This window comes from Rhodococcus antarcticus (assembly GCF_026153295.1).
Lineage (GTDB): Bacteria > Actinomycetota > Actinomycetes > Mycobacteriales > Mycobacteriaceae > Rhodococcus_D > Rhodococcus_D antarcticus.
Genome location: NZ_CP110615.1, coordinates 3,570,159 through 3,594,628, shown reverse-complemented (window position 1 = coordinate 3,594,628; position 24,470 = coordinate 3,570,159). Strand labels below are relative to the sequence as shown.

25 protein-coding genes are annotated in these 24,470 nt (G+C 75.4%); 12 read left to right on the top strand and 13 right to left on the bottom strand.

Features of this window, described 5'->3' with window-relative positions; all coding sequences use genetic code 11:
* Position 1 precedes the first annotated feature (1 nt).
* The 7 genes from RHODO2019_RS17530 (at position 2) to RHODO2019_RS17500 (ending at position 5,657) form a co-directional block, all read left to right on the top strand.
* A complete protein-coding gene (locus tag RHODO2019_RS17530) occupies positions 2-196 on the top strand; it encodes a type II toxin-antitoxin system VapB family antitoxin (protein ID WP_265382981.1) in 195 nt (64 codons plus the stop codon).
* Complete coding sequence (locus tag RHODO2019_RS17525; RefSeq protein ID WP_265382980.1) at positions 193-561, top strand: type II toxin-antitoxin system VapC family toxin; 369 nt, start codon at positions 193-195, stop codon at positions 559-561. Before RHODO2019_RS17530 ends, RHODO2019_RS17525 begins: the two co-directional genes overlap by 4 nt.
* A 261-nt stretch (positions 562-822) precedes the next feature.
* Positions 823-1,092 (top strand): helix-turn-helix domain-containing protein, encoded by a 270-nt coding sequence (locus RHODO2019_RS17520; RefSeq protein WP_265382979.1) that lies wholly within the window; start codon positions 823-825, stop codon positions 1,090-1,092.
* 444 nt (positions 1,093-1,536) lie between these two features.
* Positions 1,537-2,499, top strand: coding sequence for an ROK family protein (locus tag RHODO2019_RS17515; RefSeq protein WP_265382978.1), 963 nt, complete (start codon positions 1,537-1,539; stop codon positions 2,497-2,499).
* 103 nt (positions 2,500-2,602) lie between these two features.
* Positions 2,603-3,400, top strand: coding sequence for a hypothetical protein (locus RHODO2019_RS17510; protein WP_265382977.1), 798 nt, complete (start codon positions 2,603-2,605; stop codon positions 3,398-3,400).
* The gene (locus RHODO2019_RS17505) at positions 3,397-4,404 is read left to right on the top strand and encodes a BREX system ATP-binding domain-containing protein (RefSeq protein WP_265382976.1); all 1,008 of its coding nucleotides are present in this window, start codon (positions 3,397-3,399) and stop codon (positions 4,402-4,404) included. The genes RHODO2019_RS17510 and RHODO2019_RS17505 overlap by 4 nt, the downstream gene beginning before the upstream one ends.
* On the top strand, positions 4,401-5,657 hold the full coding sequence (locus RHODO2019_RS17500) for a BREX system ATP-binding domain-containing protein (protein ID WP_265382975.1): 1,257 nt from the start codon (positions 4,401-4,403) through the stop codon (positions 5,655-5,657). Before RHODO2019_RS17505 ends, RHODO2019_RS17500 begins: the two co-directional genes overlap by 4 nt.
* A 43-nt stretch (positions 5,658-5,700) precedes the next feature.
* Here the strand turns inward: RHODO2019_RS17500 and RHODO2019_RS17495 are convergent, their stop codons facing one another.
* Positions 5,701-5,979, bottom strand: a complete 279-nt coding sequence (locus RHODO2019_RS17495) for a type II toxin-antitoxin system RelE family toxin (protein ID WP_265382974.1) — start codon at positions 5,977-5,979, stop codon at positions 5,701-5,703.
* Entirely contained in the window at positions 5,976-6,239 is a 264-nt protein-coding gene (locus RHODO2019_RS17490; RefSeq protein WP_265382973.1) for a type II toxin-antitoxin system Phd/YefM family antitoxin, read from the bottom strand. Before RHODO2019_RS17490 ends, RHODO2019_RS17495 begins: the two co-directional genes overlap by 4 nt.
* A 54-nt stretch (positions 6,240-6,293) precedes the next feature.
* Between RHODO2019_RS17490 and RHODO2019_RS17485 the strand changes: the two genes are divergently transcribed.
* Entirely contained in the window at positions 6,294-7,772 is a 1,479-nt protein-coding gene (locus RHODO2019_RS17485) for a serine/threonine-protein kinase (protein ID WP_265382972.1), read from the top strand.
* Positions 7,773-7,791: 19 nt separating this feature from the next.
* Here RHODO2019_RS17485 and RHODO2019_RS17480 read toward each other — a convergent pair whose 3' ends face one another.
* The 9 genes from RHODO2019_RS17480 to RHODO2019_RS17440 all read right to left on the bottom strand — a co-directional run bounded on the left by RHODO2019_RS17480 (position 7,792) and on the right by RHODO2019_RS17440 (position 16,031).
* On the bottom strand, positions 7,792-8,184 hold the full coding sequence (locus RHODO2019_RS17480; protein WP_265382971.1) for a type II toxin-antitoxin system VapC family toxin: 393 nt from the start codon (positions 8,182-8,184) through the stop codon (positions 7,792-7,794).
* Positions 8,181-8,444, bottom strand: coding sequence for a type II toxin-antitoxin system Phd/YefM family antitoxin (locus tag RHODO2019_RS17475; RefSeq protein ID WP_265382970.1), 264 nt, complete (start codon positions 8,442-8,444; stop codon positions 8,181-8,183). Before RHODO2019_RS17475 ends, RHODO2019_RS17480 begins: the two co-directional genes overlap by 4 nt.
* A gap of 74 nt (positions 8,445-8,518) precedes the next feature.
* Positions 8,519-10,165 carry a nuclease-related domain-containing DEAD/DEAH box helicase gene (locus tag RHODO2019_RS17470; RefSeq protein ID WP_265382969.1) on the bottom strand — a complete coding sequence of 549 codons (1,647 nt, stop codon included), beginning with the start codon at positions 10,163-10,165 and terminating at the stop codon, positions 8,519-8,521.
* A gap of 56 nt (positions 10,166-10,221) precedes the next feature.
* A complete protein-coding gene (locus RHODO2019_RS17465; RefSeq protein WP_265382968.1) occupies positions 10,222-11,469 on the bottom strand; it encodes an MFS transporter in 1,248 nt (415 codons plus the stop codon).
* A gap of 61 nt (positions 11,470-11,530) precedes the next feature.
* Positions 11,531-12,376, bottom strand: a complete 846-nt coding sequence (locus RHODO2019_RS17460; RefSeq protein ID WP_265382967.1) for a DNA-formamidopyrimidine glycosylase family protein — start codon at positions 12,374-12,376, stop codon at positions 11,531-11,533.
* 354 nt (positions 12,377-12,730) lie between these two features.
* Entirely contained in the window at positions 12,731-13,480 is a 750-nt protein-coding gene (locus tag RHODO2019_RS17455) for an SDR family NAD(P)-dependent oxidoreductase (RefSeq protein WP_265382966.1), read from the bottom strand.
* Positions 13,477-14,703 (bottom strand): cysteine desulfurase-like protein, encoded by a 1,227-nt coding sequence (locus RHODO2019_RS17450; protein ID WP_265382965.1) that lies wholly within the window; start codon positions 14,701-14,703, stop codon positions 13,477-13,479. The genes RHODO2019_RS17455 and RHODO2019_RS17450 overlap by 4 nt, the downstream gene beginning before the upstream one ends.
* 20 nt (positions 14,704-14,723) lie before the next feature.
* On the bottom strand, positions 14,724-15,575 hold the full coding sequence (locus RHODO2019_RS17445; protein ID WP_265382964.1) for an alpha/beta hydrolase: 852 nt from the start codon (positions 15,573-15,575) through the stop codon (positions 14,724-14,726).
* A gap of 9 nt (positions 15,576-15,584) precedes the next feature.
* Positions 15,585-16,031, bottom strand: coding sequence for a homing endonuclease associated repeat-containing protein (locus tag RHODO2019_RS17440; RefSeq protein WP_265382963.1), 447 nt, complete (start codon positions 16,029-16,031; stop codon positions 15,585-15,587).
* A gap of 190 nt (positions 16,032-16,221) precedes the next feature.
* On the opposite strand from RHODO2019_RS17440, the gene RHODO2019_RS17435 reads away from it, so the two are divergent.
* Positions 16,222-17,091 carry a DUF4349 domain-containing protein gene (locus tag RHODO2019_RS17435; RefSeq protein ID WP_265382962.1) on the top strand — a complete coding sequence of 290 codons (870 nt, stop codon included), beginning with the start codon at positions 16,222-16,224 and terminating at the stop codon, positions 17,089-17,091.
* 5 nt (positions 17,092-17,096) lie between these two features.
* On the opposite strand, the gene RHODO2019_RS17430 is transcribed toward RHODO2019_RS17435, so the two are convergent.
* A complete protein-coding gene (locus RHODO2019_RS17430) occupies positions 17,097-17,486 on the bottom strand; it encodes a PPOX class F420-dependent oxidoreductase (RefSeq protein WP_265382961.1) in 390 nt (129 codons plus the stop codon).
* 53 nt (positions 17,487-17,539) lie between these two features.
* Here RHODO2019_RS17430 and RHODO2019_RS17425 point away from each other — a divergent pair, with 53 nt between their 5' ends.
* Together RHODO2019_RS17425 and ppc are read left to right on the top strand one after the other, a co-directional pair.
* Positions 17,540-20,113: a patatin-like phospholipase domain-containing protein gene (locus RHODO2019_RS17425; RefSeq protein WP_265382960.1), complete on the top strand. Its 2,574-nt coding sequence runs from the start codon at positions 17,540-17,542 to the stop codon at positions 20,111-20,113.
* Between the two features lie 126 nt (positions 20,114-20,239).
* Positions 20,240-22,945: a phosphoenolpyruvate carboxylase gene (gene ppc / locus RHODO2019_RS17420; RefSeq protein ID WP_265384851.1), complete on the top strand. Its 2,706-nt coding sequence runs from the start codon at positions 20,240-20,242 to the stop codon at positions 22,943-22,945.
* Between the two features lie 34 nt (positions 22,946-22,979).
* Here ppc and RHODO2019_RS17415 read toward each other — a convergent pair whose 3' ends face one another.
* Entirely contained in the window at positions 22,980-23,660 is a 681-nt protein-coding gene (locus tag RHODO2019_RS17415) for a mechanosensitive ion channel family protein (protein WP_265382959.1), read from the bottom strand.
* 203 nt (positions 23,661-23,863) lie between these two features.
* Here RHODO2019_RS17415 and RHODO2019_RS17410 point away from each other — a divergent pair, with 203 nt between their 5' ends.
* Positions 23,864-24,394, top strand: coding sequence for a trehalase domain-containing protein (locus RHODO2019_RS17410; RefSeq protein ID WP_265382958.1), 531 nt, complete (start codon positions 23,864-23,866; stop codon positions 24,392-24,394).
* Positions 24,395-24,470: the final 76 nt, after the last annotated feature.

Below are 24,470 nucleotides of genomic sequence, written 5' to 3'. Positions count from 1 at the left end.
GATGCGCACCACAATCGCCCTGGACGACGATCTCGTGGCGGAGGCTCAGCGACTCACCGGCACCACCGAGAAGGCGGCGCTCGTGCGCGAGGCCCTGACCGCCCTCATCGAGCGGGAGAGTGCGCATCGGCTCGCCCGTCTGGGGGGGACCATGCCGGAGCTGCAGATCGCACCCCGTCGACGCACCGCCCCGTGAGCGTGCTCGTCGACACCTCGGTGTGGGTGGACCACCTCCGGACCGGCAACCCGCGCCTGGCGGCCCTGCTCGAGCAGTCCCGGGTCCTCATCCACCCCTGGGTGCTTGGTGAGCTCGCACTGGGTGGGGTCATCCGGAACGCGGAGGTGTCGACACTGCTCGGGGCGCTGCCGCGAGCACCCCTGGTCTCAGACTCGGAGCTCGTGGGGTTCATCCAGACCCAGGCGCTGCACGGGCGCGGAGTCGGGTACGTCGATGCCCAGCTCCTCGCCTCCACCGTCCTGGACCCTGACGCCGTGCTGTGGAGCGCCGACAAGGGGCTCAGCGCCGCCGCTGCCGAGCTCGGCGTGGCTCACCAGACCTGACCGTTACCGCCGGAGCGCAGCGCACCACCCGTTCGAATGCTGCGTTTGTTGCGGATACGTGGGAGAGGAGGACACCTGACCCGATCCGCGTACGCACCCCACCCACACTGGCGGACATCGCCGCCGCCCAGGACGCCCTCGACCACGTCCGCTCGTCACTGGCGGTGCGCCCCACCTCGTCCGGCCCGGTGGGTCGTCACCGTCGAGGACTCCGGCGAGCGTCTGACCCTTCCCCGTGCCGCCGCCGACCTGCTGACACGGGTGCTCGCGCACATGGCCGTCGGGCAGTCCGTCACGGTGGTGCCCACCAACGCCGAGCTGACAACCCAGGAGGCGGCCGACCTGCTCAACGTCTCGCGCCCGTTCCTGATCGGGCTGCTCACGGCCGGGGAGATCGAGCACCGCATGGTCGGAACGCACCGCCGTGTGCTCGCCGAGTCGCTGCTCCGCTATCGGGCGGTCGATGACGCCCAGCGGCGGCGTCACGCTGACGAGCTCACGGCCTTGACCCAGGAGCTGGGCCTGACCTGATGGCGTTCGTGGTGGTCTACGACGCCTGCGTGCTCTACCCCAGCACCAGCGAGGTGGACCGAGTCGATCCTCGACGACACGTTCCGGGCCGTACGGCGCACGCGTCCCGACATCACCGGGCTGCAGGTGCGTCGGACACGGGAGCTGATGGTCGCGGCGGTGCGCGACTGTCTCGTCGTCGGCTACGAAACACTCACCGACTCGATCAGCCACATCAAGGACTTTCCGGCTGACGCACTCGAGCCCTGGGACGTCGAGGCATGCGATTGGGCCTGCCGCAGCGCCTCGCGGATCAGAACGGTTGATCGGGGAGCACTCTGCACGCCCAGCATGCGCAGGGCGCCCCGATCCCAGAGCGTCCAGCACGTCACCTACCCCCGACGGACCGTTGCCCTCACGAACCGTCCGCACCGCCCCTTCCCGCCACCCGTGCTTGAGTGGGCCATGGCGAAGAACAAGCAGCTCCTGGTGGCCGGGGTCGACGTGGGCGGCACCAACATCGAGGTCGGCCTGGTCGACGACCAGCACAAGGTGCACGGCCGCGCCAAGGCGCCCACCCCCAGCGAAGGACCGGACGCGGTGCTGGACACCATCGCCGAGCTCATCGGCTCCCTGGGCGAGGACCCCGTGGCCGTCGGGGTGGGCATCCCCGGGGTGGTGCACGAGGGCGAGGTGCTCACCGTGCCGAACCTGGGCGGCTGGCACGAGCAGGTCGACCTGGTCGGCGGGCTCGGCTCCCGCCTGGACGGCCTGCCCGTCGCGCTGGGCAACGACGCCAACGTCGGGCTGCTCGGTGAGTGGCTCGACGGTGCGGCGAAGGGCTCGCGGCACGTGCTGGGGCTGTGGATGGGCACCGGGGTCGGCGGCGGGCTGATCCTGGACGGGCGGCCCTACACCGGCGCTCGCGGGGCGGCCGGCGAGATCGGCCACGTGGTGGTGCTGGCCGGGGGCGCGCTGTGCTCCTGCGGGCGCCGCGGCTGCGCGGAGGCCTACGCCGGGCGACGCTCGATGGCGGGGACGGCCGGCTCCATGGTCGAGGCAGGCCGCACGACCGCGCTGTTCGACATCATGGAGGCCGAGGACAAGCCGACCCCCACGTCCAAGGTGTGGGCGCAGGCCCTCGACGACGGGGATGAGCTCGCCACCACGCTGTTCGACGGGGCCATCGAGCACCTCGGCATCGCCGTCGGCTCCACGATCAACCTGCTCGACCTCGACGTGGTGGTCGTGGGCGGTGGGCTCGCCGAGAAGCTGGGCCAGGACCTGGCCGACCGCATCGGGGAGGCGGCCCGGCCGTGGATGCTGCGGCCGTCGCCGGAGCTGCGCATCGTGGTCTCCGCGCTCGGTGACGACGCCGGGGTGGTCGGGGCCGCCTCGCTGGGCCGGGCCGCCCTGCTCGTCGACTGAGTCGCGTGCCTGGGGGCGCGCGAGATCTGCTCGCGCGACCCGAGCTGTCGGTGCGCCCCGGTAGCGTCCCCCGGGCAACCCGCACCCGAGGAGAGGGCCACCTGTGAGCGACCCCCGAGCACTCGAGCCACCCTCGCTCGAGTCAGCCCTGGTCGAGACCGGGCAGCAGCTCGATGCCGCCCTGCGCGCAGCCGCGACACTCACCCGGGAGCTGAAGAAGGCCCGCGCGGCCGCCACTACCGGCTCGCTGCGCGACCTGCGTCGCTCCCTGGCCGCCACCGACGTCCTCGCCGACCAGTCCGCGGTCGCCACCGCCGCGGCGACGACGTCGTTCACCCTGGACGAGGCCGCCCACCTCGCCTCCGGCGCGTTCGCCGCCGAGCTGCTGGCCCTGGCCGCCGACCGTGACGTGGTGATGGTCGAGTCCGACGACCGGCTGCTCTGCTACCCCTCGCTGATCCGCGTCGTCGCCGGGGATGCCGCGGTGGAGATCGACCGCACGCGCGAGAGGCGGCTGCGCCCCAGCCTGCTGATCGACCGGTTGGCTGCCGCGCAGTCCCGCCCGCCGCGGTTCCGCCCGGAGCCGTTCCTGGAGAGCCTCGCCGCCGGCTACCGGCTGCTGCTCGCCCAGGACGACCGGGCACCGGGGACGGTCCTTCGGCTGGTGGACCTGTGGTCGGTGCTCACGCTGCTGCCGGGCCAGGCCCGGGAGTACACCCGCCCCGAGCTCGCCCGCGACCTGTACCTGCTCGACCAGAGTGCCACCACCACCACGCGCTCGGGCGCGACGCTGCGGTTCCACGCGAGCACCGGCACCAAGGGCGCCGGGGTGCTGACCACCGTCGCCCGCGACGGCCGCCAGAAGCTGTACTGGGGCATCTCCTTCACCGAGGGCGCATGAGCGCGCCGGCCGTCTCCGGCGCCTCGGTGCTCGGCGGCGGGCCGCTGCACGTGCAGGACTACGCGGAGTTCCTCCGCGCGGAGTACCTGGACGGCTACCTCCCCGCCGGTGGCGGCTCGGTCAAGATCACCGTGGTCGGCGACGAGGACGTGGCCCGGCGCTTCCACCTCGCGATGGCCGCGACCGCGGAGCAGGCCGACGTGGTGCACGTCCACGTCCGCGCCCAGGACGCCCGGGTGCACATGGTCGACCAGGTGTTCTTCGCCGCCTCCGCCCAGGTCAGCTGGAGCGAGATCGCCCGCGGGGTGCTGACCGCGGCCTACGACTCCGCGGGGATGCCCGCCGAGCCCGGGCGCCTGACCGTGGCCGAGGTGGCCGCGCACCACGACCTCGACGCGCGCGAGCTGTACCGGAGCGTGCGCCGCGAGCTCGAGCGCGCCGTCCTGGACGACTCCACCCTGGCCCGGGAGATGCGCCGGGCGGTGCTGCGCCTGGCGCAGGCGGAGATGTCCGGCGGCGACGTCAGCCCGGCGCAGGCCCGGGCGGTGCTCGGCTGGCTGCGCGGGGAGAAGGTGCCGGTGCGGGAGCTCAGGGAGGCGCTGATCTTCGGGCGCATCGCGCGGCACAACGCCCGGGCCATGCTCTGCTCGCTGGGCCGGCTGCTGCTGCGCACCGGGCGCGGCGGGCTGGTGCTGCACCTGGACCTGCAGCGCCTGGCGGAGGGCCGGCGACCCCCGCTGGAGCAGCGCAGCGGCATCTACTACAGCAAGGCCGCGGTGATCGACGCCTACGAGCTGGTGCGCCAGCTGATCGACGCCACCGACGAGCTCGCCGGGGTGCTGGTGGTGGCCGTGGTGCCCGGCGAGCTGGTCACCGACGAGGTGCGGGGACTACCCGCCTACAGCGCCCTGCAGCTGCGGGTGGCCGACGAGGTGCGCGACCGGCGCCGCCCCAACCCGTTCGCTGCGATGGTGCGCCTCGAGACCCGGCTGGAGGCACTGTGAGCGCGTCGGGTCCGGCCTGGTCGGCGCAGCGGCTGCGGCACCGTCGCGCGGTCGAGGCGCTGCGGTCGGGGGTGCCCAACGCCGACGCGGTGCTCGCGCTGGGCTCCGGGCAGTCCGCGGCGGAGGACACCTTCACCGACCTCCTGAACGCGGCGGAGTCCGGGCAGCGTGGATCGATACTGGTCAGCGGTGGGTTCGGGGAGGGCAAGAGCCACCTGCTGACCCACCTGGCCCAGCTCGCCGGGCAGGCGGGGTTCGTCGTCAGCACCGTGGTGGTCAGCAAGGAGACCCCGTTGCACGACCCCGCCAAGGTGCTGCGCGCCGCGGTGGAGTCCGCCGTCGCGCCGGGTGGGGTCCACGAGGTTCTCGGTGAGGCCGCCACGGCCCTGGACCCGGACAGCAGCGCCTACGCCGAGCTGCTCCGGTGGCTGCACGCCCCGAGCAACGAGCTCGACGAGCGGTTCGCGGCCTCGCTGTACCTGCTGGAACGGCTGCGCCAGGGCGCAGCCGGAGTCGACGAGGAGCTGGGCGACACCCTCGTCCGGTTCTGGGCCGGTGACCCCCTGCCCATGCCGGAGCTGCGGCGGGCACTGCGGGCGGTGGGCGCGGCCAAGCGGTACGCCTTCACCCCCGTCAAGGCCCGCGAGCTGGCCCGGCAGCGCCTGGTGTTCCTGCCCCGGCTGCTCCGCGCGGCCGGGTGGAGCGGGTGGGTGGTGCTGCTCGACGAGGTGGAGCTGATCGGGCGGTACTCCGTGCTGCAGCGCGCCCGCTCCTACGCCGAGCTGGCCCGCTGGCTCGACGGCGACACCGCAGGCTCCGACGAGCCGGTGGTCGTCGTGGCCGCGATCACCGACGACTACGAGGCCGCGGTCCTCGCGGGCAAGCACGACCGCGAGCTCGTGCCCACGAAGCTGCGGGACAAGCAGACCCCCGAGCACGACGAGCTCGCCACGCTGGCCGAGGCAGGCATGCGGCACATCGAGCGCAGCGCGGTGCGCCTCGTCGCCCCGGACGATGCCGAGCTGGACCGCGCCTACGCGACCCTGCGGCAGCTGCACGGCCTCGCCCACGACTGGTCACCGCCGGACGTGGCCGGGCTGGAGCGGCTGGGCACCACCCGGATGCGCCAGCACGTGCGGGCCTGGATCAACGAGTGGGACCTCGTGCGCCAGGACCCGCGGTACACCCCCTCGACCCGGGTGCTCGACGTCCCCACCGACTACCGCGAGGCCACCGACGACCCGGACGCTTGACCTCGTCGGGGTCGGGTTTCGCTGGCGCTCGGCGGGCGCCCGTTCAGGGCGCCGGGGGCCGGTACGCCTCGGACCGGTGCGCCACCCGCACCACCAGCACCACGTGCGCGTCCTCGTCCACCCTGACCAGGATGCGGTAGTCACCGCGCCGAGCGCTCCGCAGTCCGTCGAGCTCCCCCACGAGCGGCTTCGTCAACCGGAGCGGGTTCTCGACCAGGGTCACCGTCACGAACTCGACGACCGCGACGACGACCCGGGGCGGCAGCCGGTACAGCTGGCGGCGGGCTCCCGGACCCACGCGCAGCTCGAGAGGAGTGGTCACGAGTCGAGCCCGAGCTCCGCCCGCAGCTCAGCGCCCGAGATCGCGGACCCGTCGGCCAGCGCCGCGTCAGCGGACGCCACGTCCTCCCGCACGCCCGGCTGGGAGAGCCAGAACACGGTCTCCTGCAGCGACTCCAGGTCGTCGGCCGACATCAGCACCGCCGCAGGCCTGCCGTGCCGAGTGATGGTCACGATGTCGTGGGTGGACTGCGCAGCCTCGACCAGCGCCGAGAGCGTGTGAGCGCGCCGCTGGCGATCCACCCCGTCGAGGTGGGACGGTCCCTGCGGAGAGCGGTCGTCAGGCGGGAGGCGCGGGTGAGGGAGCACGGTCTGCTCGACGGCCGCTACCGGCTGGGCGCGCTGCTCGGCTCCGGGGCCATGGGCCAGGTGTGGGAGGCGGTGGACGAGCGCCTCGACCGCCGTGTCGCGGTGAAGCAGGTGCTGGTGCACTCCCTGGACAGCCAGGGCGTGGCGCGGATGCACCGGGAGGCCCAGGTGGCCGCGCGGCTGCACCACCCGAACGTCGTCACGGTGTTCGACCTGGTGGTGGACGACGGTCAGCCCTACCTCGTCATGGAGCTCGTGCGCGGACAGTCCCTGGCGCAGCGGGTGGCCCACGGCGGCCCGCTGGAGCCCTGGGTGGCCGCGCACATCGGCAGCGGCGTGGCGGCTGCGCTGGCCGCAGCCGGGCGTGCGGGCATCGTGCACCGCGACGTGAAGCCGGCGAACGTGCTGCTGGGCGACGACGGCTCGGTGAAGCTGGCCGACTTCGGGATCGCGCGCGGCGTGCGGGACCCGGCGCTCACCGAGGTGGGGTCGGTGCTGGGGTCGGTGTCCTTCATGGCCCCCGAGCTCGCCCGGGGCGGCCCCGCGACCGCGGCCAGCGACGTGTGGTCCCTCGGCGCGACGCTCTACGCCAGCGTGGTCGGCCACGCGCCGCACGCCTGGGGTCCGGACGCCACGCAGATGACGGTCCTGGGGCGGCTGATCTCCGACCGCGTGGTGGTGCCGCGCGAGCTCGGGGCGCTGGCCCCGCTGCTGTCGGCGGTGCTCGACGCCGACCCGGCCCGGCGGCCCACCGCAGCCGAGGCCGGCCCCGCCCTGGCCGCCCTCGCCCGCGACGACGGTCCCGCGGCCGCGACCCAGGTGCGACCTGGCCCACCGCAGGGCACCCACCTCCTGCCCCCGCCCGAGCCGACCCCACGGCGCTCCCCGGCGGTCCTGGTGGTCGGGGGACTGGTCCTGGTCGGCGCTGCCGCCCTGGCGGGGTGGCTGCTGCTCGGACGCGGCACAGGTGACCAGGTCGCCGGCGCGACGACCCCGACGGCGGTCACCGCCCTCACCCCGACGGCACCGGCCCCCTCCACGCAGCCGGCAGCCCCCACGACCCGTCCCACCACGACGGCGACCACCACGCCCCGGCCTTCCACGCCCCGGCCCACCACGACGGCGACGCGGACGCCCGCCGCCGGCTCACCGGTCACCGGGGCCGGACCGCAGGGCTTCACCGATGCCGGCGCACGCTGCAACGCCGACGACCCCGCCGTGTTCGCCGGGTACACCGCGGAGTCCCGGATCGTGGTGTGCCGCACCGCCGACAACCGCTACTACTACAAGGGCCTGCGGACGACGGACGGGTCCGGCATCGAGCTGGACGACCCGGTGCCCACCGCCACCGGGTTCACCGCCCGCAACGGCGCGACGACGTACGACCTGGGCGCGGACACCATCACCATCACCGGCACCTCGGGCGTGCTCAGCGTCCAGCCGTGGATCGAGCGCACCGCTCCCTGACCGGGTGTGCCGACCCCGCTCAGCGGGGCACGAGCACCCTGATGCCGGCCGCCTCGACCGCGTCGGCCTGCCGGTGGTCGTAGGTCACCACGGCATCGGCCTGCCACCGCAGTGCGGATGCGACGTGCAGCGCATCCAGGCTGCGCAGCTGAGCCCCGGTCAGCAGCCCTGCCGTGCGGAACTCCGCACGCTCCAGCTCGGCCACGTCCACGCCCTCGAGCAGCTCGGTCACCGCGGACTGGGACAGGTCCACCCGCACCGCCAGCCGACGCAGCTCGGTCTCCAGCAGGACGCAGGACACCACCCGACCGCCCCTGCCCACCTCGGCGTCCAGGTGCGCGGCCAGCGCGACCGACTCCGCCTCGTCGACGAGCAGCTTCGCCGCGGCCGAGGCCTCCAGGTACAGGATCACCGGTCGCCGCGGAGGTCGTCGAGGACCTCCTGCACCGGCTGGTCCAGCCGGACGCGGGGCAGCGCGGCGAAGCCCCCGCTCCGCGTCGCAGGTCGCTGCCGCACCGCCGAGGCGGCCGAAGAGGCCGAGGAGGACGGCGGCACCAGCACCGCCACGACGGTGCCGTGGTTGGTGACCTCGATGGTCTCACCCGCCTCGACGTCCCGGAGCACGGCGCTGCTGTTGTTCCGCAGCTCGCGGTGCGCAATCACCCTCGTCATGCCAGCACCGTAGCAGTCGTAGCAGTCCTGGCAGTCGCGGCAGTCGCAGCAGTCGCAGCAGTCGCGGCAGCTTTTCAGCAGCCCAGCCGCCGGGCCAGCGCCTGCCCGCCCACGGCCCGCACCACGGCCGGGTCCCCGCACACCACCAGCTCCTCGCGCGCCCGGGACAGCCCCACGTACAGCCGCTCCCGCAGCCGCGGTGCGTCCACCTCGGAGTTCAGCGCCAGCACCACCGCCGCCCGCTCGAGGCCCTTGAAGCCCAGCACGTGCCCGTAGAACACCTGCTCGGCGTCCCAGAAGCTCTCCCAGTACGCCTCGTGGCCGTCGGCCTGACGCTCCACCTGCTCGGGGTGACGGCTTCCCGTGGTCAGCAGGGCCACGTCCTCGGGGCGCCAGCCGGCCTCGAGCAGCGCGTCCACGGCGTCGTCCGCCGCTTCCAGCACGTCGTCCCCGGTACGGGCCACGAACCGCACTGCGGGCCCCTCCGCCCCGTGCAGCCGCATCCGCTCCCCGGCCAGCGGCCCGAAGGCCTCCGCGATCTGCTTGGTGTTGCGCAGGTTGGTGTCCAGCACCAGCGGGACCAGCGGCACCGGCGGACCGCCCCCGCGGGAAGCGGTCCCGCGCTCGAACACCCGCTGCCCCTCGTCGCTGAACACGCTCAGCCCGCCGTTCTCGGGGTCGGTGAGCGCGGCCAGCAGCGGCGTCCACCACTCGTCGGCGAAGTCCTGCGCCTCGTCGACCACCACGGCGTCGAAGCGCTGACCGGGCGCGAGACCCTCCGCCAGCGTGGTCATCTGGGCCGGGAGGTCGCGCTCGTAGAACTGCGGGTGCTCCGCCGCGTCGACCGGCGCCTCGTCGGCCCCCCAGCGCAGCCCGAGCTCGTGGAACTCCCCCACGTAGGCCGGGCGGTGCCGCGACGGCCACCCGGCGACGAGCCGGCGCAGGTAGGAGGCCAGTCCGTGGGAGTAGCAGAGCAGCGCCACCCGCTGCCCGTCCTGGGCCAGGCGTCGTGCCTGCTCGCACGCCAGGTGGGTCTTGCCGCTGCCCGCCCCGCCGCGCACCTCGATCCGCGGGACCAGCCGCGCCACCCGCAGGATCATCGCCTGCGCCTCGGTCAGCTGGTCGGCGGTGTCGGAGTGCTCCAGGGCGCGGGCCACCACGTCGCGCTGCGGCAGGCCCCGCCCGGCGAGGATGTGCACCAGCACGTCGACGTCCTCGGCGGTGGCGGGCCGGTTCGGCGACTCCTGGCGGCGCAGCGCCGTGCGGGCCGCGTCGACGATCCCGCCGAGCTCCGTGCGGTCGACGACCGACCAGCGCGGGCACTCCGGCAGCGCGAAGTCCGCCGGCAGCTCGGTGTGCGGCAGCACCACCAGGTGCGCCCACCGCACCCGTCCGCGGGAGCCCCAGCGCGGGTCCTCGTCCACGTACCGGCGCAGCGCGTACTTGGCGTCGCGCACCTGGTTCACCGGGTCGATGCGGCGACTCGGCGTGGACCACCCCGTGCCGTCGTGGGTGATCTCCCCGCCCTTGACCTCCAGGCAGACCACGCCGCCGTCGGCCAGCGCGAGGACGACGTCGAGCTCGAAGTCCTTGCGGTGGTCGGTGACGCGCTGCCCGGCCACGAGCAGGTCGTCCGGGCCGCACTGGGCGACCAGCGCCTCCCACACGGTCCGCTCGGCACCGTTGGCGAAGCGTGGCTGCTCCGGGATCGTCCGCACCACAAGGTCCCCCCTCGTCGACGACCGCGCTGCCGTCGTCGGCCCAGCATGCCGGACGGTCAGCCCCGGCGGGCCCGCACCGCGAGCAGCAGCACCGGCAGCACGATCACCGCGGCCACCGCGTTGACGCCGCCGAAGCCGAGCACGGCCATCACCACCCCGGACGCCGCGGCCCCGAACGCCCCCACCAGGTTCATCAGCAGGTCCGACGTGCCCTGCACCCCGGGGCGGGCCTCGTCGGGCACGGACTCCGCCAGCAGCGTCGAGCCGGAGATGAGCCCCGCCGACCAGCCCAGCCCCAGCAGGACCAGGCCGAGGCCCAGGCGCCACGGGGACTGCCCGGCGGTGCCCGCCACCAGCGCGGCCAGCAGCAGCGTCCCCTGCCCCAGCAGCAGGACCGGCACCCGGCCCCACCGGTCGGCCAGCCACCCGAACACCGGCGACAACCCGTACATCCCCGCGATGTGCAGGCTGATGGTCAGCCCCACCAGGGTCAGCGTCGCACCGTGACCCTTCATCTGCACCGGGGTCATCGTCATCACCGACACCATCACGGCCTGGCTGCCGATGATGGTGGCCAGCGCCAGCACCGCCCGCGGGCTCCGGGCCACGGTGGACAGGGCGGACGACGCCGGCAGGGCCGGACCCGCGGGGCGGACGGGCAGGCTCGCGGCGCGGCTGGCCACAGCGGTCAGCAGCGGGTCCGGGCGCATCCGCACCCACACCAGCACCCCGGCCACCACGAACCCGGCGAGTGAGAACAGGATGGGCCCGGCCAGCTCGGGCAGACCCAGGCCGCGCGCGAGCGCACCCCCGGGTCCGGTGAGGTTCGGCCCCACCACCGAGCCCACCGTGGTCGACCACACCACCACCGAGAGGTCCCGGGCCCGGGTGGTCACCGGGGCGAGGTCGATCGCCGTGTAGCGCGACTGCAGGTTCGCCGCGTTGCCCGACCCGAAGGCCAGCAGCCCCACCAGCAGCAGCCAGAACGCGCTCGTCACCGCCGCGAGCACCACCAGCAGCGCGCCCACCGCCGCCACCGACCAGCCCAGGGTCAGGCTGAAGCGGCGCCCGCGCCGGCCCGCCAGCCGGGCGAGCGGCACCGCCACCAGGGCCGCGCCCAACGTCACCGCCGTCCCACCGCCCCCGGCCCACACCTGCGAGCCGGACAGGTCCAGGGCCAGCAGCCCCGACACCGAGACGGCCGACCCGATCCCCAGCCCGCCCGCCACCTGGGTGGCCACGAGCAGCCGCACCGTGCGTCGCTGGAGGTCCACCAGGTCGGTGCTCGTCGCCGTCGTCGTCACGGGGCCGGATCCTCCTCCACCGCGACGTCGGACCGGGTCAGCGGGGCCGGTGTCCTGGGGATCAGGCCTGCTCGCGGCTGCACCACCAGGTGGTCCGGCCGCCCACCGTCCCCCGGGCCATGGGGGCGCCGCAGCGCGGGCACGTCGCGTCCTTGCGCCGGGAGCTGATCACCTCGCCGGTGTGCACCCCGCCCAGCCTGGTCGCCGAGCGGAGGCCCTTGCGCAGCTCCACCCGCAGCTCGTCCAGCTCGTCGGTGGTGAGGGTCTTGGCGCGGCGAGCCGGGTTCAGCGACGCCTGCCACAGCACCTCGTCGGCCAGCAGGTTGCCCACCCCGGCCAGCACGGCCTGGTCGAGCAGGCGCGCCTTGACGGGGGCGGCGGACGTGCCGACGCGCTCACGAAACTCGTCGCGGGTGATCTCGGCGGCGTCGGGGCCGAGGCTGTCGATGTCCGGCTCCAGGCGCACCCGCCCCAGGCGCCGCTTGTCGAACAGCCGCAGCTGTCCGCCGTCGTCGAAGGTGATGCTGAAGCGGGTCCACTCCGGCTTGTCGGTCTCGCGCTCGCCGACGTGCGGGTCGCCGCCGTAGACCGAGGCGTTCGACCCGGACGGACCGGTCGCGGAGTCACGCTCACCGACCGGAGCGGTGACGATGATCCGGCCGGCCATGCCCAGGTGCAGGCCCAGGGTCGGTCCCTCGGAGCCGTCCGCGGTCTGCGTCTCGCACCACATGGTCTTGCCCCGACGCCGGGCCGCGGTGAGCCGGCCTCCGACGAGCACGCCCGCGATCTCGCCGGGCTGGTGCGGCCGGCACTCGTAGGTGTCACGATCGTCGACCTCGACGATGCTGCGGTGCAGGGCGTGCTCGACGACCTGGCGGGCGTTCTCGACCTCGGGGAGCTCTGGCACCCGGCCATCCTGCTGCGCGCCCGCGATTCGCGCACTTCTCGCGGGCGGCGGACGGCGCGGACGGCGGACGGCGGGCGGCGGCGGGCGGCGGGCGCGGGCGGGCGGCGGGCGGCGGGCGGCGGCGCGGCGGCGCGGCGGCGGCGGCGGCGGCGCGGCGGCGGGCGGCGGGCGGCGGGCGGGCGCGGAGGGACCGGACCAAGCTCGCGTTGTGCGCGCACAACGTCGCAAGAACGGCCCGGGAACGACGTTCTGCGCGCACAACGCCCGGGAGTGAGGCGCGCCCGGAGGCGAGGCGCGCCCGGAGGCGAGGCGCGCCCGGAGGCGAGGCGCGCCCGGGGGTGAGGCGCGCGGGGGTCAGCTGCGCAGGTAGGACGCCCCGTTCACGTCGATGATCGTGCCGCTGCTGAACAGGGCCCCGGGCGAGGCGAGCCAGAGCACGGCTGCGGCCACCTCCTCGGGCGTGGCCACCCGGCCGAACGGCGACTGCGCCCGCACGGCGTCCCCGCCCGGACCGTCGAGCACCTCGCGCGCCATCTCCGTCTGCACGAACCCCGGCGCCACCGTGCCCACGCTGATGCCGTGCGGGGCGAGCACCAGGGCCATCGTCTGGCCGAACGCGTTGAGCCCCGCCTTGGACGCCCCGTACGCGGGGTTGTTCGGCTCGCCCCGGAACGCACCACGGCTGGACACGTTGACCACGGCCCCACCGCCGGCCGCGACCAGGTGCGGGAGGGCGCAGAACACCGTGTTCGCCGGGCCCAGCAGGTTCACCCCGAGGGTCTGGGTCCAGGCCTGCTGCCAGTCGGCGTAGGAGGTCTCCAGCGGCGGGTGCGCCCGGAAGATGCCGGCGTTGTTCACCAGCACGTCCAGCCCGCCGAGCCCCGCCACCGCCTCGTCCACCATCCGCGCCACCGCGGCGGGGTCGGCCAGCTCGGCCTGCACCACCAGGTGACCCTCGCCGGCCAGCGCCCCGACCGTCTCCTGCGCGGCGTCCACGTTGGACCCGCAGTGGACGGCCACCCGGTCGCCCTGCGCGGCGAACCCCCGGGCGATGGCGGCCCCGATGCCCCGCGAGCCCCCGGTGACGAGCACCCGCCGGCTCACGCGCGGGCCCCGGCCGGCGCGTGGGCGGCCGCGATGCCCGCCACGCCCGCCAGCAGCCGGTCCACGTCCTCGCTCGACGTGTACGGCGCGAGCCCGGCGCGCACCGCCCCGCCGTCCCCGAGCCCGAGCGCCCGGGAGGCCTCGATCGCGTAGAAGTTGCTGGCCGGGGCGTTGACCCCCTGCGCGGCCAGCGCCTCGTGCACCTCGCGCCCGGTGCACCCCGCCACCGAGAACCACACCGTGGGCGTGCCGTGGGTGGGGCGGCCGTGCCGGGTGACGCCCTCGATCCCCGCCAGCCCGTCGAGCAGCCTGGCGAACAGCGCGTCCTCGTGCTCCTCGGCGGCGGCCATCGAGGCCAGCACCCGCTCGCGGCGCGAACCCTCCGACGGCGCGAGGTCGGCCAGCGCGTCCACCGCGGCCGTGGTCCCGGCGAGCAGCTCGTAGGGCAGGGTGCCGAGCTCGAAGCGCTCCGGGGCCGCGTCGGAGCTCGGCAGCAGCTTGGGTGGGTGCAGCGCCTCCCAGAACGACGGGTCGGCCACCAGCGCCCCCAGGTGCGGGCCGAAGAACTTGTACGGCGAGCAGGCGAAGACGTCCGCGCCCGTGGCCGGCCAGTCCACCGGGGCGTGCGGGGTCAGGTGCACGCCGTCCACGAACACCAGCGCCCCCACGGCGTGCGCGGCCGCGGAGATCGCGGGCAGGTCCGGCCGGGTGCCGAGGACGTTCGACGCGCCGGTCACGGCCACCACCTTCGTGCGCTCGGACAGCACGGCGGTGACGGCCTCCAGCGGCAGCTCGCCGGTTCCGGGATCCAGCCGGGCCCAGCGCACGGTGGCCCCCGCGGCCTCGGCCGCCTGCACCCAGGGACGGATGTTGGCGTCGTGGTCGAGGGTGGTCACCACGACCTCGTCGCCGGGGCCCCAGGACCCGGACAGGGTGCGCGCCAGGTCGTAGGTCAGCTGTGTCATGCTGCGGCCGAACACGACTCCCGCCGCCACGCCGCCCACGAGATCGGCCACCGCGGCGCGCGCCCCCAGGGTGACCTCGTCGGCCGCGCGCTCCCCGGCGGTGACCGTGCCGCGGTTGGACAGCCCCGCGGTCATCGTCGTGGCGACGGCCTCGGCCACCTGGCGGGGGGTCTGCGAACCACCCGGCCCGTCGAAGTGGGCGATCCCCCGGGTGAGGGCGGGGAACCAGGAGCGGACACGGTCGACGTCGTAGGTCATGGCCCGCATCCTGCCGGGCGTCAGTCCTGCGGCTCGACCTCGGTGTCGTCGTCGTCGGGCTCGGTGAGCCCCAGCGCGCGGTCGAGGAAGTCGGTCACGTCGTCGAGGACCTCGTCCTTGTTGGTCTCGTTGAAGACCTCGTGCCGCGCGCCGGGGTAGGTGAGCTCCTCGAGCAGGGTGCCGCGGATGTGCGCGATGCCGGTGCGGGTGTCCTCGATGGGGACGAGCTGGTCGGCCCCGCCGTGCAGCCACAGCGTCGGCAGGTCACCGAGCACGGGCCCGGCGTTCACGGTCTCGAGCGCCACCTGCAGCGCCTCGAGCATCGGCCGCTGGAACTTCCCGTGCCACACCAGCTCGTCGGCGGAGTACGCCTGCCCCACGGCCGGGTCACGGGAGAGCGTGGTGACGTCCAGCGGGTCGTCGGGCACCTCCTCCAGCGACAACAGGTGCTCCACCGCCGCCCAGCGGCCCAGCACGGGCGCCGAGAGCACCAGCGCGTCGAGCTCGGCCGGGTAGCGCTGGGCGTAGCGGGCGGCGATGAGACCACCCATGGAGTGCCCGACCAGCGCGATCGGCAGGTCGGGGCGCGCATCGACGGCCTCGTCGGCCAGCTGGTGCAGGTCGGTCACGACGTCCTCGAAGCTGGGGATGACCGCGCGGTCCCCGTCGCTGAGCCCGTGCCCGGTGTGGTCGAGGGCCCACACCTCGGCGCCGTGCTCGACGAGCACCTGCGCCACGTGCTCGTAGCGGCCCACGTGCTCGCCGTAGCCGTGCGCGAGCAGGACGAGGTGGTCGGCCTCCAGGTTGGGCCACGTGCGGGTGGCGATGCGGCCGTGCGTGCCGGTCAGCTCTCCGGTGAGCGAGGGGATCATGGTGCCGTTCTACTCCTGCGGCGCGCGTCCGTCCGCCCCGGAGGCCGCCTTGGCCTGCGCCCACGAGCCCAGGGTGTTGCGGACGGTCTGCGCGCTGGGGGCGCCCGCGGTGCGCTTGGCCCACTCCGCGTACCCGGTGTAGGACCCCGTGCAGCCGGGCTCGGCGAGGTAGCGGGTCACCGCCGCCGCCACCGTGGCCGCGTCGAACGCCCGGGTGTAGGTGCGGCTGGCGCTGCGGGCGCTGAGCCCCGCGGCCGCGCAGGCCGAGCTCCAGGAGCCGAAGCGCTGGATGATCCGGGCGCTGGAGGGCTCGTGCCGGCCGGCGTCGTACTGCGCCACCGAGAGCGGGTCACCGGAGCGGGCCGCCGCCGCCCGCAGCACCGCGGCGATGTGGGCGTCGGTGAAGTCCGGCCGCCGCCCGGGGCGCGGCACCGCGGGTCCGGTCTCCTCGCCCATGCCTGCACCTCCGTCCGCGGTCGGAGCCCCAGCATGGTGCACGGGCGGGCTCCGTGTGGCGCGTGCGCAGCCGTGACCGGCGTACCGGTCCGTGTCCGAGCTGTGGCCCGACCGCGACCGGCCACCGCCAACCCTCCGGCGCCGTGGACCCGTCCTCCCCGTGACCGCGCCACCGACCGGAGGACCCGCCATGACCAGAACCGCCCGCCTGCTCGCCTGCGTGCTCCTCACCGGGGTGCTGGCCACCGCGTGCTCCGCCGGCGCCGACCAGACCTCCGGCGTGACGGCCGTGGGCGGTGCGGCACCTGTCCCCGCCGGCGTGGACGCCTCCGGGACGGCGTCCCCCGGCCGGGCCACCGGCGCCACGTCCGCCCGGCACGTGCTCACCGCCGGGGTGGTGGTGGCCGTGGACGACCTGGCCGGTGCCGCCCGGCAGGTGCGGGAGGTGGCCGCCCGGGCCCAGGGGTCCATCGGCTCCGAGGAGGTGGACCTGGCCGGCGCCACCAGCGGTCGGGCGCACGCCGTGCTCGTGCTGCGCGTGCCGCCGGGCCCGCTGGACGACACCGTGGCCCAGGTGGCGGCCGTCGGCACCGAGGTCAGCCGCACCCGCACCGCGCAGGACGTGGAGGGCACGCTCACCGACGTCGCCAGCCGGATCAGCTCGCAGTCCGCCAGCGTGCAGCGGGTGCGCGCGCTGATGGGCTCGGCCACCTCGCTGGCCGACGTCGTCGCGCTCGAGGAGGCGCTGACCAGCCGCACCGCCGACCTGGAGGCGCTGCAGGCCCAGCAGGCCGACGTGCAGGGCCGGGTGGACCTGGCCACGCTCACCGTCGAGCTGCGCCGCACGTCGGTGGTGGCGGCCGCGGAGCCCCCCCGCACGGGCTTCCTCGGCGGGCTGCAGACCGGCTGGTCCGCGCTCACCACGGCCGTGGGGACGGGGCTCACCGTGCTCGGGGCGCTGCTGCCCTTCGTGCTGGTGGTGGTGGTGGTGCTGGGCGTCCCGCTCGCGTGGGTGCTGCGCCGTCGGGTCCGGGCGGTGGCCGTCCCGCCCGAGGAGTGAGCTCCTCAGTCCAGGGTGAGCGCGATCCCCACGGTGCCCGCCGACCCGCGGCGCAGCCGGCTGCCCAGCATCGTCAGCCTCCCCAGCACCCCGTACTTGCCGGCGATGGCGGTGCGCGCCCGCTCGGCGTCCGCGCCCTCGAGCAGGCGGGCGGTGGCCGCGGCCCCGTCGCCGAGGGGCGTGCCGCGGCGGTCGCACACCCCCACCGTCACGGCCGGGGTGTGCCGGATGCGCTTGACCTTGCCGGAGCCGGTCACGGTCCACACCAGCAGCTCGGCACCCTCCCGCGCGGCCCACACCGCCGTCGGCACGGGCGTGCCGCTGCGCCGCGTGGTGGTCAGCAGCACGTACTGCGCGGCCGCCAGGGTCTCGAGGTCAGGACGGCCCGTGGTCATCTGCGCAGAGTAGGTCCACGATCAGGCCGCAGGGGCCCGGCGAGGAGGTCGTCATGGCGGTGCACGGTGGTCCGGCGGCCCGGGACGCGCTGCGCGCGCTGCTGACCGGGGGGGCCCCCGCCACGTGGCTGCACGAGCCCTACCTGCCCGACGGGATCACCGCCGACGCCGACGGACCGCCCACCCCGCTCCCGCCGACGCAGGGCTACCAGGCCGACGCGACGTACGCCTTCGACCCGGCCACCGCCGCGCTGGTGGACCGCACGCACACCGACGCGCTGGACGATCTGGGGGCAGCGGACCTGCGGACCTACCGCGCCCGCAGCGTCGACCTCACGATGCGCGGGGGCACCACCTCCGGCGTGGTCTACCCGCTGGCGGTGTGCGAGGTGGCGCGACGGCTCCGGGTGCGCAACGTCGGCGGGGCATCGGCCGGGGCGATCGCGGCCTCGGCGACCGCGGCGGCCGAGCTGGGGCGCAGCCGGCTGGCTGCGGGCACCGCCCAGCAGTCGCCCGGTGCCGACGCGGTGGCGCAGGGTCACGTGCACACCGGGTTCGCCGGGCTCGCGGACATCGTCGCCTGGCTCACCGAGCTCGACGGGACGACCAGGGCTGCGGGGGCTGCGGGGTCTGCTGGGGCGACCGGACCGGAGCGCTACCGCCTGGCGCAGCTGTTCCAGCCGGCCCGCGCCACCCGGCGGTTGTGGCCGGTGGTGACGGCGGTGATGCGCCGCCGGCACTGGGCGGCGGTGCCCCTGGCCGTGGTGGCGTTCGGGTGGCGCTGGGCCCTGGCCGCGCTCGTGGTGGTCGCAGCCGCGGTGGCCACGACGGCGGCGCTGCTGCCCGGGAGCGGCGGGGGACCGGGCCCCCGGACGCTCGCCGCGCTCGGCCACCTGGGGTCGCTGACCGCCCTGCTCACCGGGGTGGTCGGGCTGGTGGTGCAGGCCGCGGCGCTGCGGTCCGCGCGCAGGACCCGGGCCCGCCTGCTGGAGCGGCCCGGACCACAGCGCCGCCTGCTGGAGGTGACCAGTGCGGTCGACACCCCGGTCAACCGCACCGCGCTGGGCGCCTGGGCCGCACTCGTGGTCGGGGCGCTCGCCGTGCAGGGAGCCCTGGGGGTGTGGCGCGGATCGCCCGCGCGGAGCCTGCTGGTCGCCGTGCCGGTCTCCCTGGCGCTCGCGCTGCTGCTGGCCCTGCTCGTCGGCTACGTGGCCGCGCGCTTCGTCGGGCGCTCGGAGCAGGTCGGCCACGGGCTGCTCAGCGGCGCGACCCGGGCCGACGGGGCCCCCCGACCGGTGGTCACGTGGCTGGACGAGACGCTCAGCGAGCTCGCCGGCCAGCCCGGGCGCAGCCTCACCTTCGGCGACCTGTGGTTCGGCGACCACCCCTGCGACGACGAGCTCCGGGCGCGGGCCGCGGCCGACCCGCGCGCCCGGCTGGTGAACCTGGAGCTCGTCACCACCGACCTCACCCAGCAGCGCGCCGTCAGCTTCCCGCTCCCGTCCACCGCGGTGCAGCGCGAGCGGGCCGGCACCACCCTGCACGTCGACCACGCCGACCTCGTCGAGCTGCTCGGGGACGCGCTGGCCAGCCAGCTGTGCCCACCCGGGAACGGGGTGCACGCCCAGGTGCAGCGGCGCGACGGCAGCTGGGCGCCGATCACCGTGCACCCGCTGCCCGAGCCCGCCGACCTGCCGGTGGTGCTCGCGGTGCGGATGAGCATGGCGCTGCCCGTGCTGTTCACCGCCGTGCGGATGTACCGGCTGCGCCACGTGGCGGGGGTCCGCGACGACGGCGGGCACACCCTGCGCGCCGACGGCGCCGTGCTGCACTGGCCCCCGGACGGCCAGACCGACGCGCGACCCGTCGCCGAGGCGGTGTGGTTCTCCGACGGCGGGATCACGTCGAACTTCCCCGTGCAGCTGTTCGACACGCTGCTGCCGGAGTGGCCCACCTTCGGGCTCAACCTCGGCCCGCACCCGGACGGGTTCGAGCACCAGGACGTGTGGCTGCCGGAGGACTGGCAGTCCGGCCTGCCGCCCTCGGTGCCCGTGGGGGCGTCGGTGCTCGGGCTGGTGGGGGCGATCGTGGACACCGCCCGCTCGTGGCGCGACACCGCCCAGACCGGGATGCCCAGCACCCGCGGCCGGGTGGCGTGGGTGCGCCAGCGCCCCGCGGAGGGCGGGACCAACCTGTTCATGGCGCGGGACACCATCGCCTCGCTGGCCCTGCGCGGGGCGTTCGCCGGGGCCCGGCTGCGCCAGCGCTTCACCACCGTGTCGCCCGGCGCGGAGGGGTCCCCGGGCCACGACGAGGTGCGCCCGAGCTGGGAGCGCCACCGCTGGTTGCGGCTGCGGGTGGCGGTGCGGGCGCTGGAGGAGCAGCGCACCCGCCTGACCGGCAGCACACCGGCCTACCTTCCGCTGCTCCAGCCCGGGGCCGGAGCCGCGGCCGCGAGCGCTCCGTTCCCGCAGGTCCCCAAGCCGCTCTACGTGCCCGAGGACCCCCGCTTCGGCACCGAGGCGACCGCGCTGCTCACCCGCTCTGCCTCGCCGGAGGTCGTCCGGGCCGCCGAGACCGACAGCCCCCAGCCCGCCCCGGAGCTGACCCTCGCGCCCCCGATGTAGGCCTGCGGCCCCGTCCGCGCAACCCGCCCGAAACGCGCACCCGGCAAGATCGACGTCGTGACGGACCCCCGAGCGACCACCGCCGCCGAGCCCACCCCCGCCGACGACCGCACCGACGACGCCCCGCTGCGCACCGACACCCGGCTGCTGGGCGACGTCCTCGGCCGGGTCATCCGCGAGCAGGCCGGCGAGCGGATCTTCGACCTCGTCGAGTCCACCCGCACCGAGGCGTTCCGCGTGCGGCGCAGCGAGACCGACCGCGACACCCTCGCCGCCCGGCTCGCCACCCTCGAGCCCCGCGACGCGCTGCACGTGGTCCGCGCGTTCAGCCACTTCAGCCTGCTGGCCAACCTCGCCGAGGACCTGCACCACGACCGCCGCCGCACCCACCACCGCCGCGCCGGGTCGCCCCCGCAGCCCGGCTCGCTGGACGCCACCTTCGCCGCGCTGGACGCCGCCGACCTCGACCCCGCCGTGGTGGCCCGCGAGCTCGCCGGCGCGCTGGTCTCCCCCGTCATCACCGCGCACCCCACCGAGGTGCGCCGCAAGACCGTCTTCGAGGTGCAGCGCCGGGTCACCGAGCTGCTGCGCACCCGGGACCGTGCCGGCGTCGAGGGTGCGGAGCAGGCCGCCTGGGACGCGGCGCTGTGGCGGCAGGTGCTCACCCTGTGGCAGACCGCGCTGCTGCGCCTGTCGCGGCTGCGGCTGACCGACGAGATCACCGAGGGCCTGCGCTACTACGACCTCAGCCTGTTCGAGGTGCTGCCCGCGGTGAACACCCAGGTCCGTGCCGCGCTGGCGCAGCGGTGGCCCGACGCCGACCTGCTCCCCACCCCCGTGCTGCTGCCCGGCTCGTGGATCGGCGGCGACCGGGACGGCAACCCCTTCGTCACCGCCGACGTCGTCGCCCTGGCCACCCGCGAGCACGCGACCAAGGCGCTGGAGCACCACCTGGCCGAGCTGGGTGCGCTGGAGTCGGAGCTCTCGCTGTCCAGCCGGCTCATCACCCCGACCGCCGAGCTCGACGCCCTGGCCGAGGCCTCCGGGGACAGCTCCCCGTTCCGGGCCGACGAGCCCTACCGGCGCGCGGTCCGCGGGGTGCGTGACCGGCTCGGGGCCACCCTCGCCCTCGTCCGGGACGAGATCCCCGCAACCGTGCCCTACACCGACGCCGCGGAGCTGCGCGCCGACCTCGCCACCCTGGACACCTCGCTGCGCAGCCACGGCGCCGGAGCGCTGGCCGAGGACCGCCTCGCCCGCCTCGACACCGCCGTCGAGGTGTTCGGGTTCCACCTGTGCGGGCTGGACCTGCGGCAGAACTCCTCGGTGCACGAGGAGGTCGTCGCCGAGCTGCTGGCCTGGGCCGGGGTGCACCCGGGCTACGCCTCGCTCGAGGAGGACGAGCGGGTCGCGATGCTCGCGCAGGAGCTGACCCTTCGCCGTCCGCTCGTCGGACCCCGCGCCGAGCTCAGCGAGACCACCGCCGGCGAGCTGGCCATCGTCGCGGCGGCCGCGGACGCCGTGCGGCTGCTCGGGCCGCGGACCGTGCCGAACTACGTCATCAGCATGTGCTCCTCGGTCAGCGACCTGCTGGAGGTGGCCGTGCTGCTCAAGGAGGTGGGCCTGCTCAACCCCGGGGTCGACGGCGCCGCGCCCAGCTGCCCCGTCGGCGTGGTGCCGCTGTTCGAGACCATCGAGGACCTGCAGCAGGGCGCGGCCACCCTCGACGCCGCGCTGCAGGTGCCCGCCTACCGGGCGCTGGTGACCGCCCGGGGCGAGAGCCAGGAGGTGATGCTGGGCTACTCCGACTCCAACAAGGACGGCGGGTACCTGGCCGCGAACTGGGCCCTGTACCGGGCCGAGCAGGAGCTGGTGGAGGTCGCGAGGACCCACCGCGTCCGGCTGCGCTTCTTCCACGGCCGCGGGGGCACCGTCGGGCGCGGTGGCGGCCCCAGCTACGACGCGATCCTGGCCCAGCCCCCCGGTGCGGTGGCGGGCTCGCTGCGGATCACCGAGCAGGGGGAGGTGATCGCGGCCAAGTACGCCGACCCGGCCCTGGCGCGGCGCAACCTCGAGGCGCTGGTCGCGGCCACGCTGGAGTCCTCGCTGCTGGACGTCGAGGGCCTCGGCGACGAGCCGGAGGCGGCCTACGCCGTGCTCGACGACCTGTCCGCGCGGGCCCGGCGCGCGTACGCCGCCCTGGTCCACGAGACCCCGGGGTTCGTCGACTTCTTCCGCCAGGCCACCCCCGTCGGCGAGCTCGCCGAGCTCAACATCGGCAGCCGCCCACCCTCGCGCAAGGCCGGCGGCTCCATCAGCGACCTGCGTGCCATCCCGTGGGTGTTCTCCTGGTCGCAGGCCCGGATCATGCTCCCCGGCTGGTACGGCACCGGGACGGCGCTGCAGGACTGGGTGGGCGGGGACGACGCCCGGCTGGCCCAGCTCTCCGACCTGCACGCCCGGTGGCCGTTCTTCCGCACGACGTTGTCCAACATGGGGATGGTGCTGGCCAAGTCCGACCTCGGGCTCGCCCGTCGGTACGCCGAGCTCGTGACCGACGTCGAGCTCCGGGACCGGGTGTTCGGCGCCATCACCGACGAGCACGAGCGGACCGTGCGGATGCACCGCGCGATCACCGGTGGCGACCTGCTCGCGGACAACCCGGCGCTGGCGCGGTCGATCCACCACCGCTTCCCCTACCTGGAGCCGCTGAACCACCTGCAGGTGGAGCTGCTGGCGCGCTGGCGCGGCGGCGACCACGGCTCCGACGTGCACCGCGGGATCCAGCTCAGCATCAACGGACTGGCCACGGCCCTGCGCAACAGCGGGTAGGGGCTGCGCGCTCGCGACCCCTCACGCACCGGGCTCAGGGCGAGGGGGACGCCACGATCGCCGCGTTGACCAGCGCCGCGTTGGGCAGCTGCAGCACACCCTCCTCGGTGCGCACCCGCACGTAGGTCAGCCCGGCGCCGAGCACCACGCCGGTGAACGGCCCGCCCATCGCCCCCGAGTGCACGGTGACCTGCTCGCCGACGGTGAACGGTCGCGACATCATCAGCACGCCCCCGGCCAGCAGGTTCGCCAGCGTCTGCTGCGCCGCGATGCCGAGCACCACCCCCGTCACCACCCCGCCGAGCAGCAGCTGCTGCACGGGCACGTCGAGCATGGTCAGGGTGAGCAGCCCGGTGCAGCCGTAGCCCAGCACGGCCGCCACCACCCCCACGACCGACGCCCGGGCGGGCCCGAGCCGCTCCCCGGCGGCGGCGTCGAGCTCGTGGGCCAGCCGACGGATGGTCACCACGGCCAGGCCGACGAACAGCGCTGCGGCCGCGAGGGCCACGGCCGCCGCGCGGAGCCCGTCGGCGAGCAGCGGCCCCTGGTGGGCGCCGAGCACCCGGACGGCGACGGCGGCCGCGGCGGTCAGCACCGGCAGCCGCAGGCGCCTGCGCAGCGGGGGCGGGGCCGGCAGCGGCGCGACCGGGCGCGAGGTGGGGACGGGCTCGGTGTCCGGGAGGGTGCCGAACGGGGCGGTGGGGGTCTGGCTCACGTGTCCCGAGGGTCCACCACGATCCTGGGAGCGCGCTGAGCGACGGCCGGCCGGGGGCGGCACCGGGCCGGTGACCAGCACCGACGGCACCCGGTGACGATCACCACCCGCGCGAGGTCGAGGCCGCCCGCCCCGGCTGTGCAGAAAAGCTCGTGCCCTGGGTCCAGAAATCACGCACGGGCGCTAGGAGACTGCTGGATCCGGTGAGGCTGCGGCGGATCCTGGAGAAGGTGTTCGACCGCGAGGAGCTCTTGTCCCCGCACGGTATCGGCTCCCTGTCCGCGGCGTGCCGGGAGACGGTGACCGCGCAGGTGGGCGGCCAGAACTCCTCGACCAGCCACGAGCCCGGGGAGTCACGGACCGGGCTGTTCGGCGGGAGCTCCAACTGGCGCGGGCGGGTGTGGTTCCCGGTGAACGTGCTGCCGGTCGACGCGCTGCACACCGACGGCCGGCACTTCGGGGACTCGTTCACCATCGAGGTGCCCACCGGCTCGGGCAACGTCCGCACCCTGGAGCAGGCGGCGGACACGATCGAGCGCGGTCTGAGCTCGCTGTTCCGGCCGGTCGACGGGGTGCGCCCGGCGGACGGGCAGCGCATCGAGTCCAGCGCCGGCCCGGTGTGGTCGGCGCACCCCACGTCCACCGAGTTCTTCGACGGCGACACCGGCGAGGGACTGGGTGCCACCCACCAGACCGGCTGGACGGCCTTGGTCGCAACGCTGTTCCGGGCGTGAAGACCAGGGTCAGGGGGCTCCGGTGACGCGCACGTCACCGGAGCCCCCGACACGGCAGGTCGCCCGTGGTGGGCGC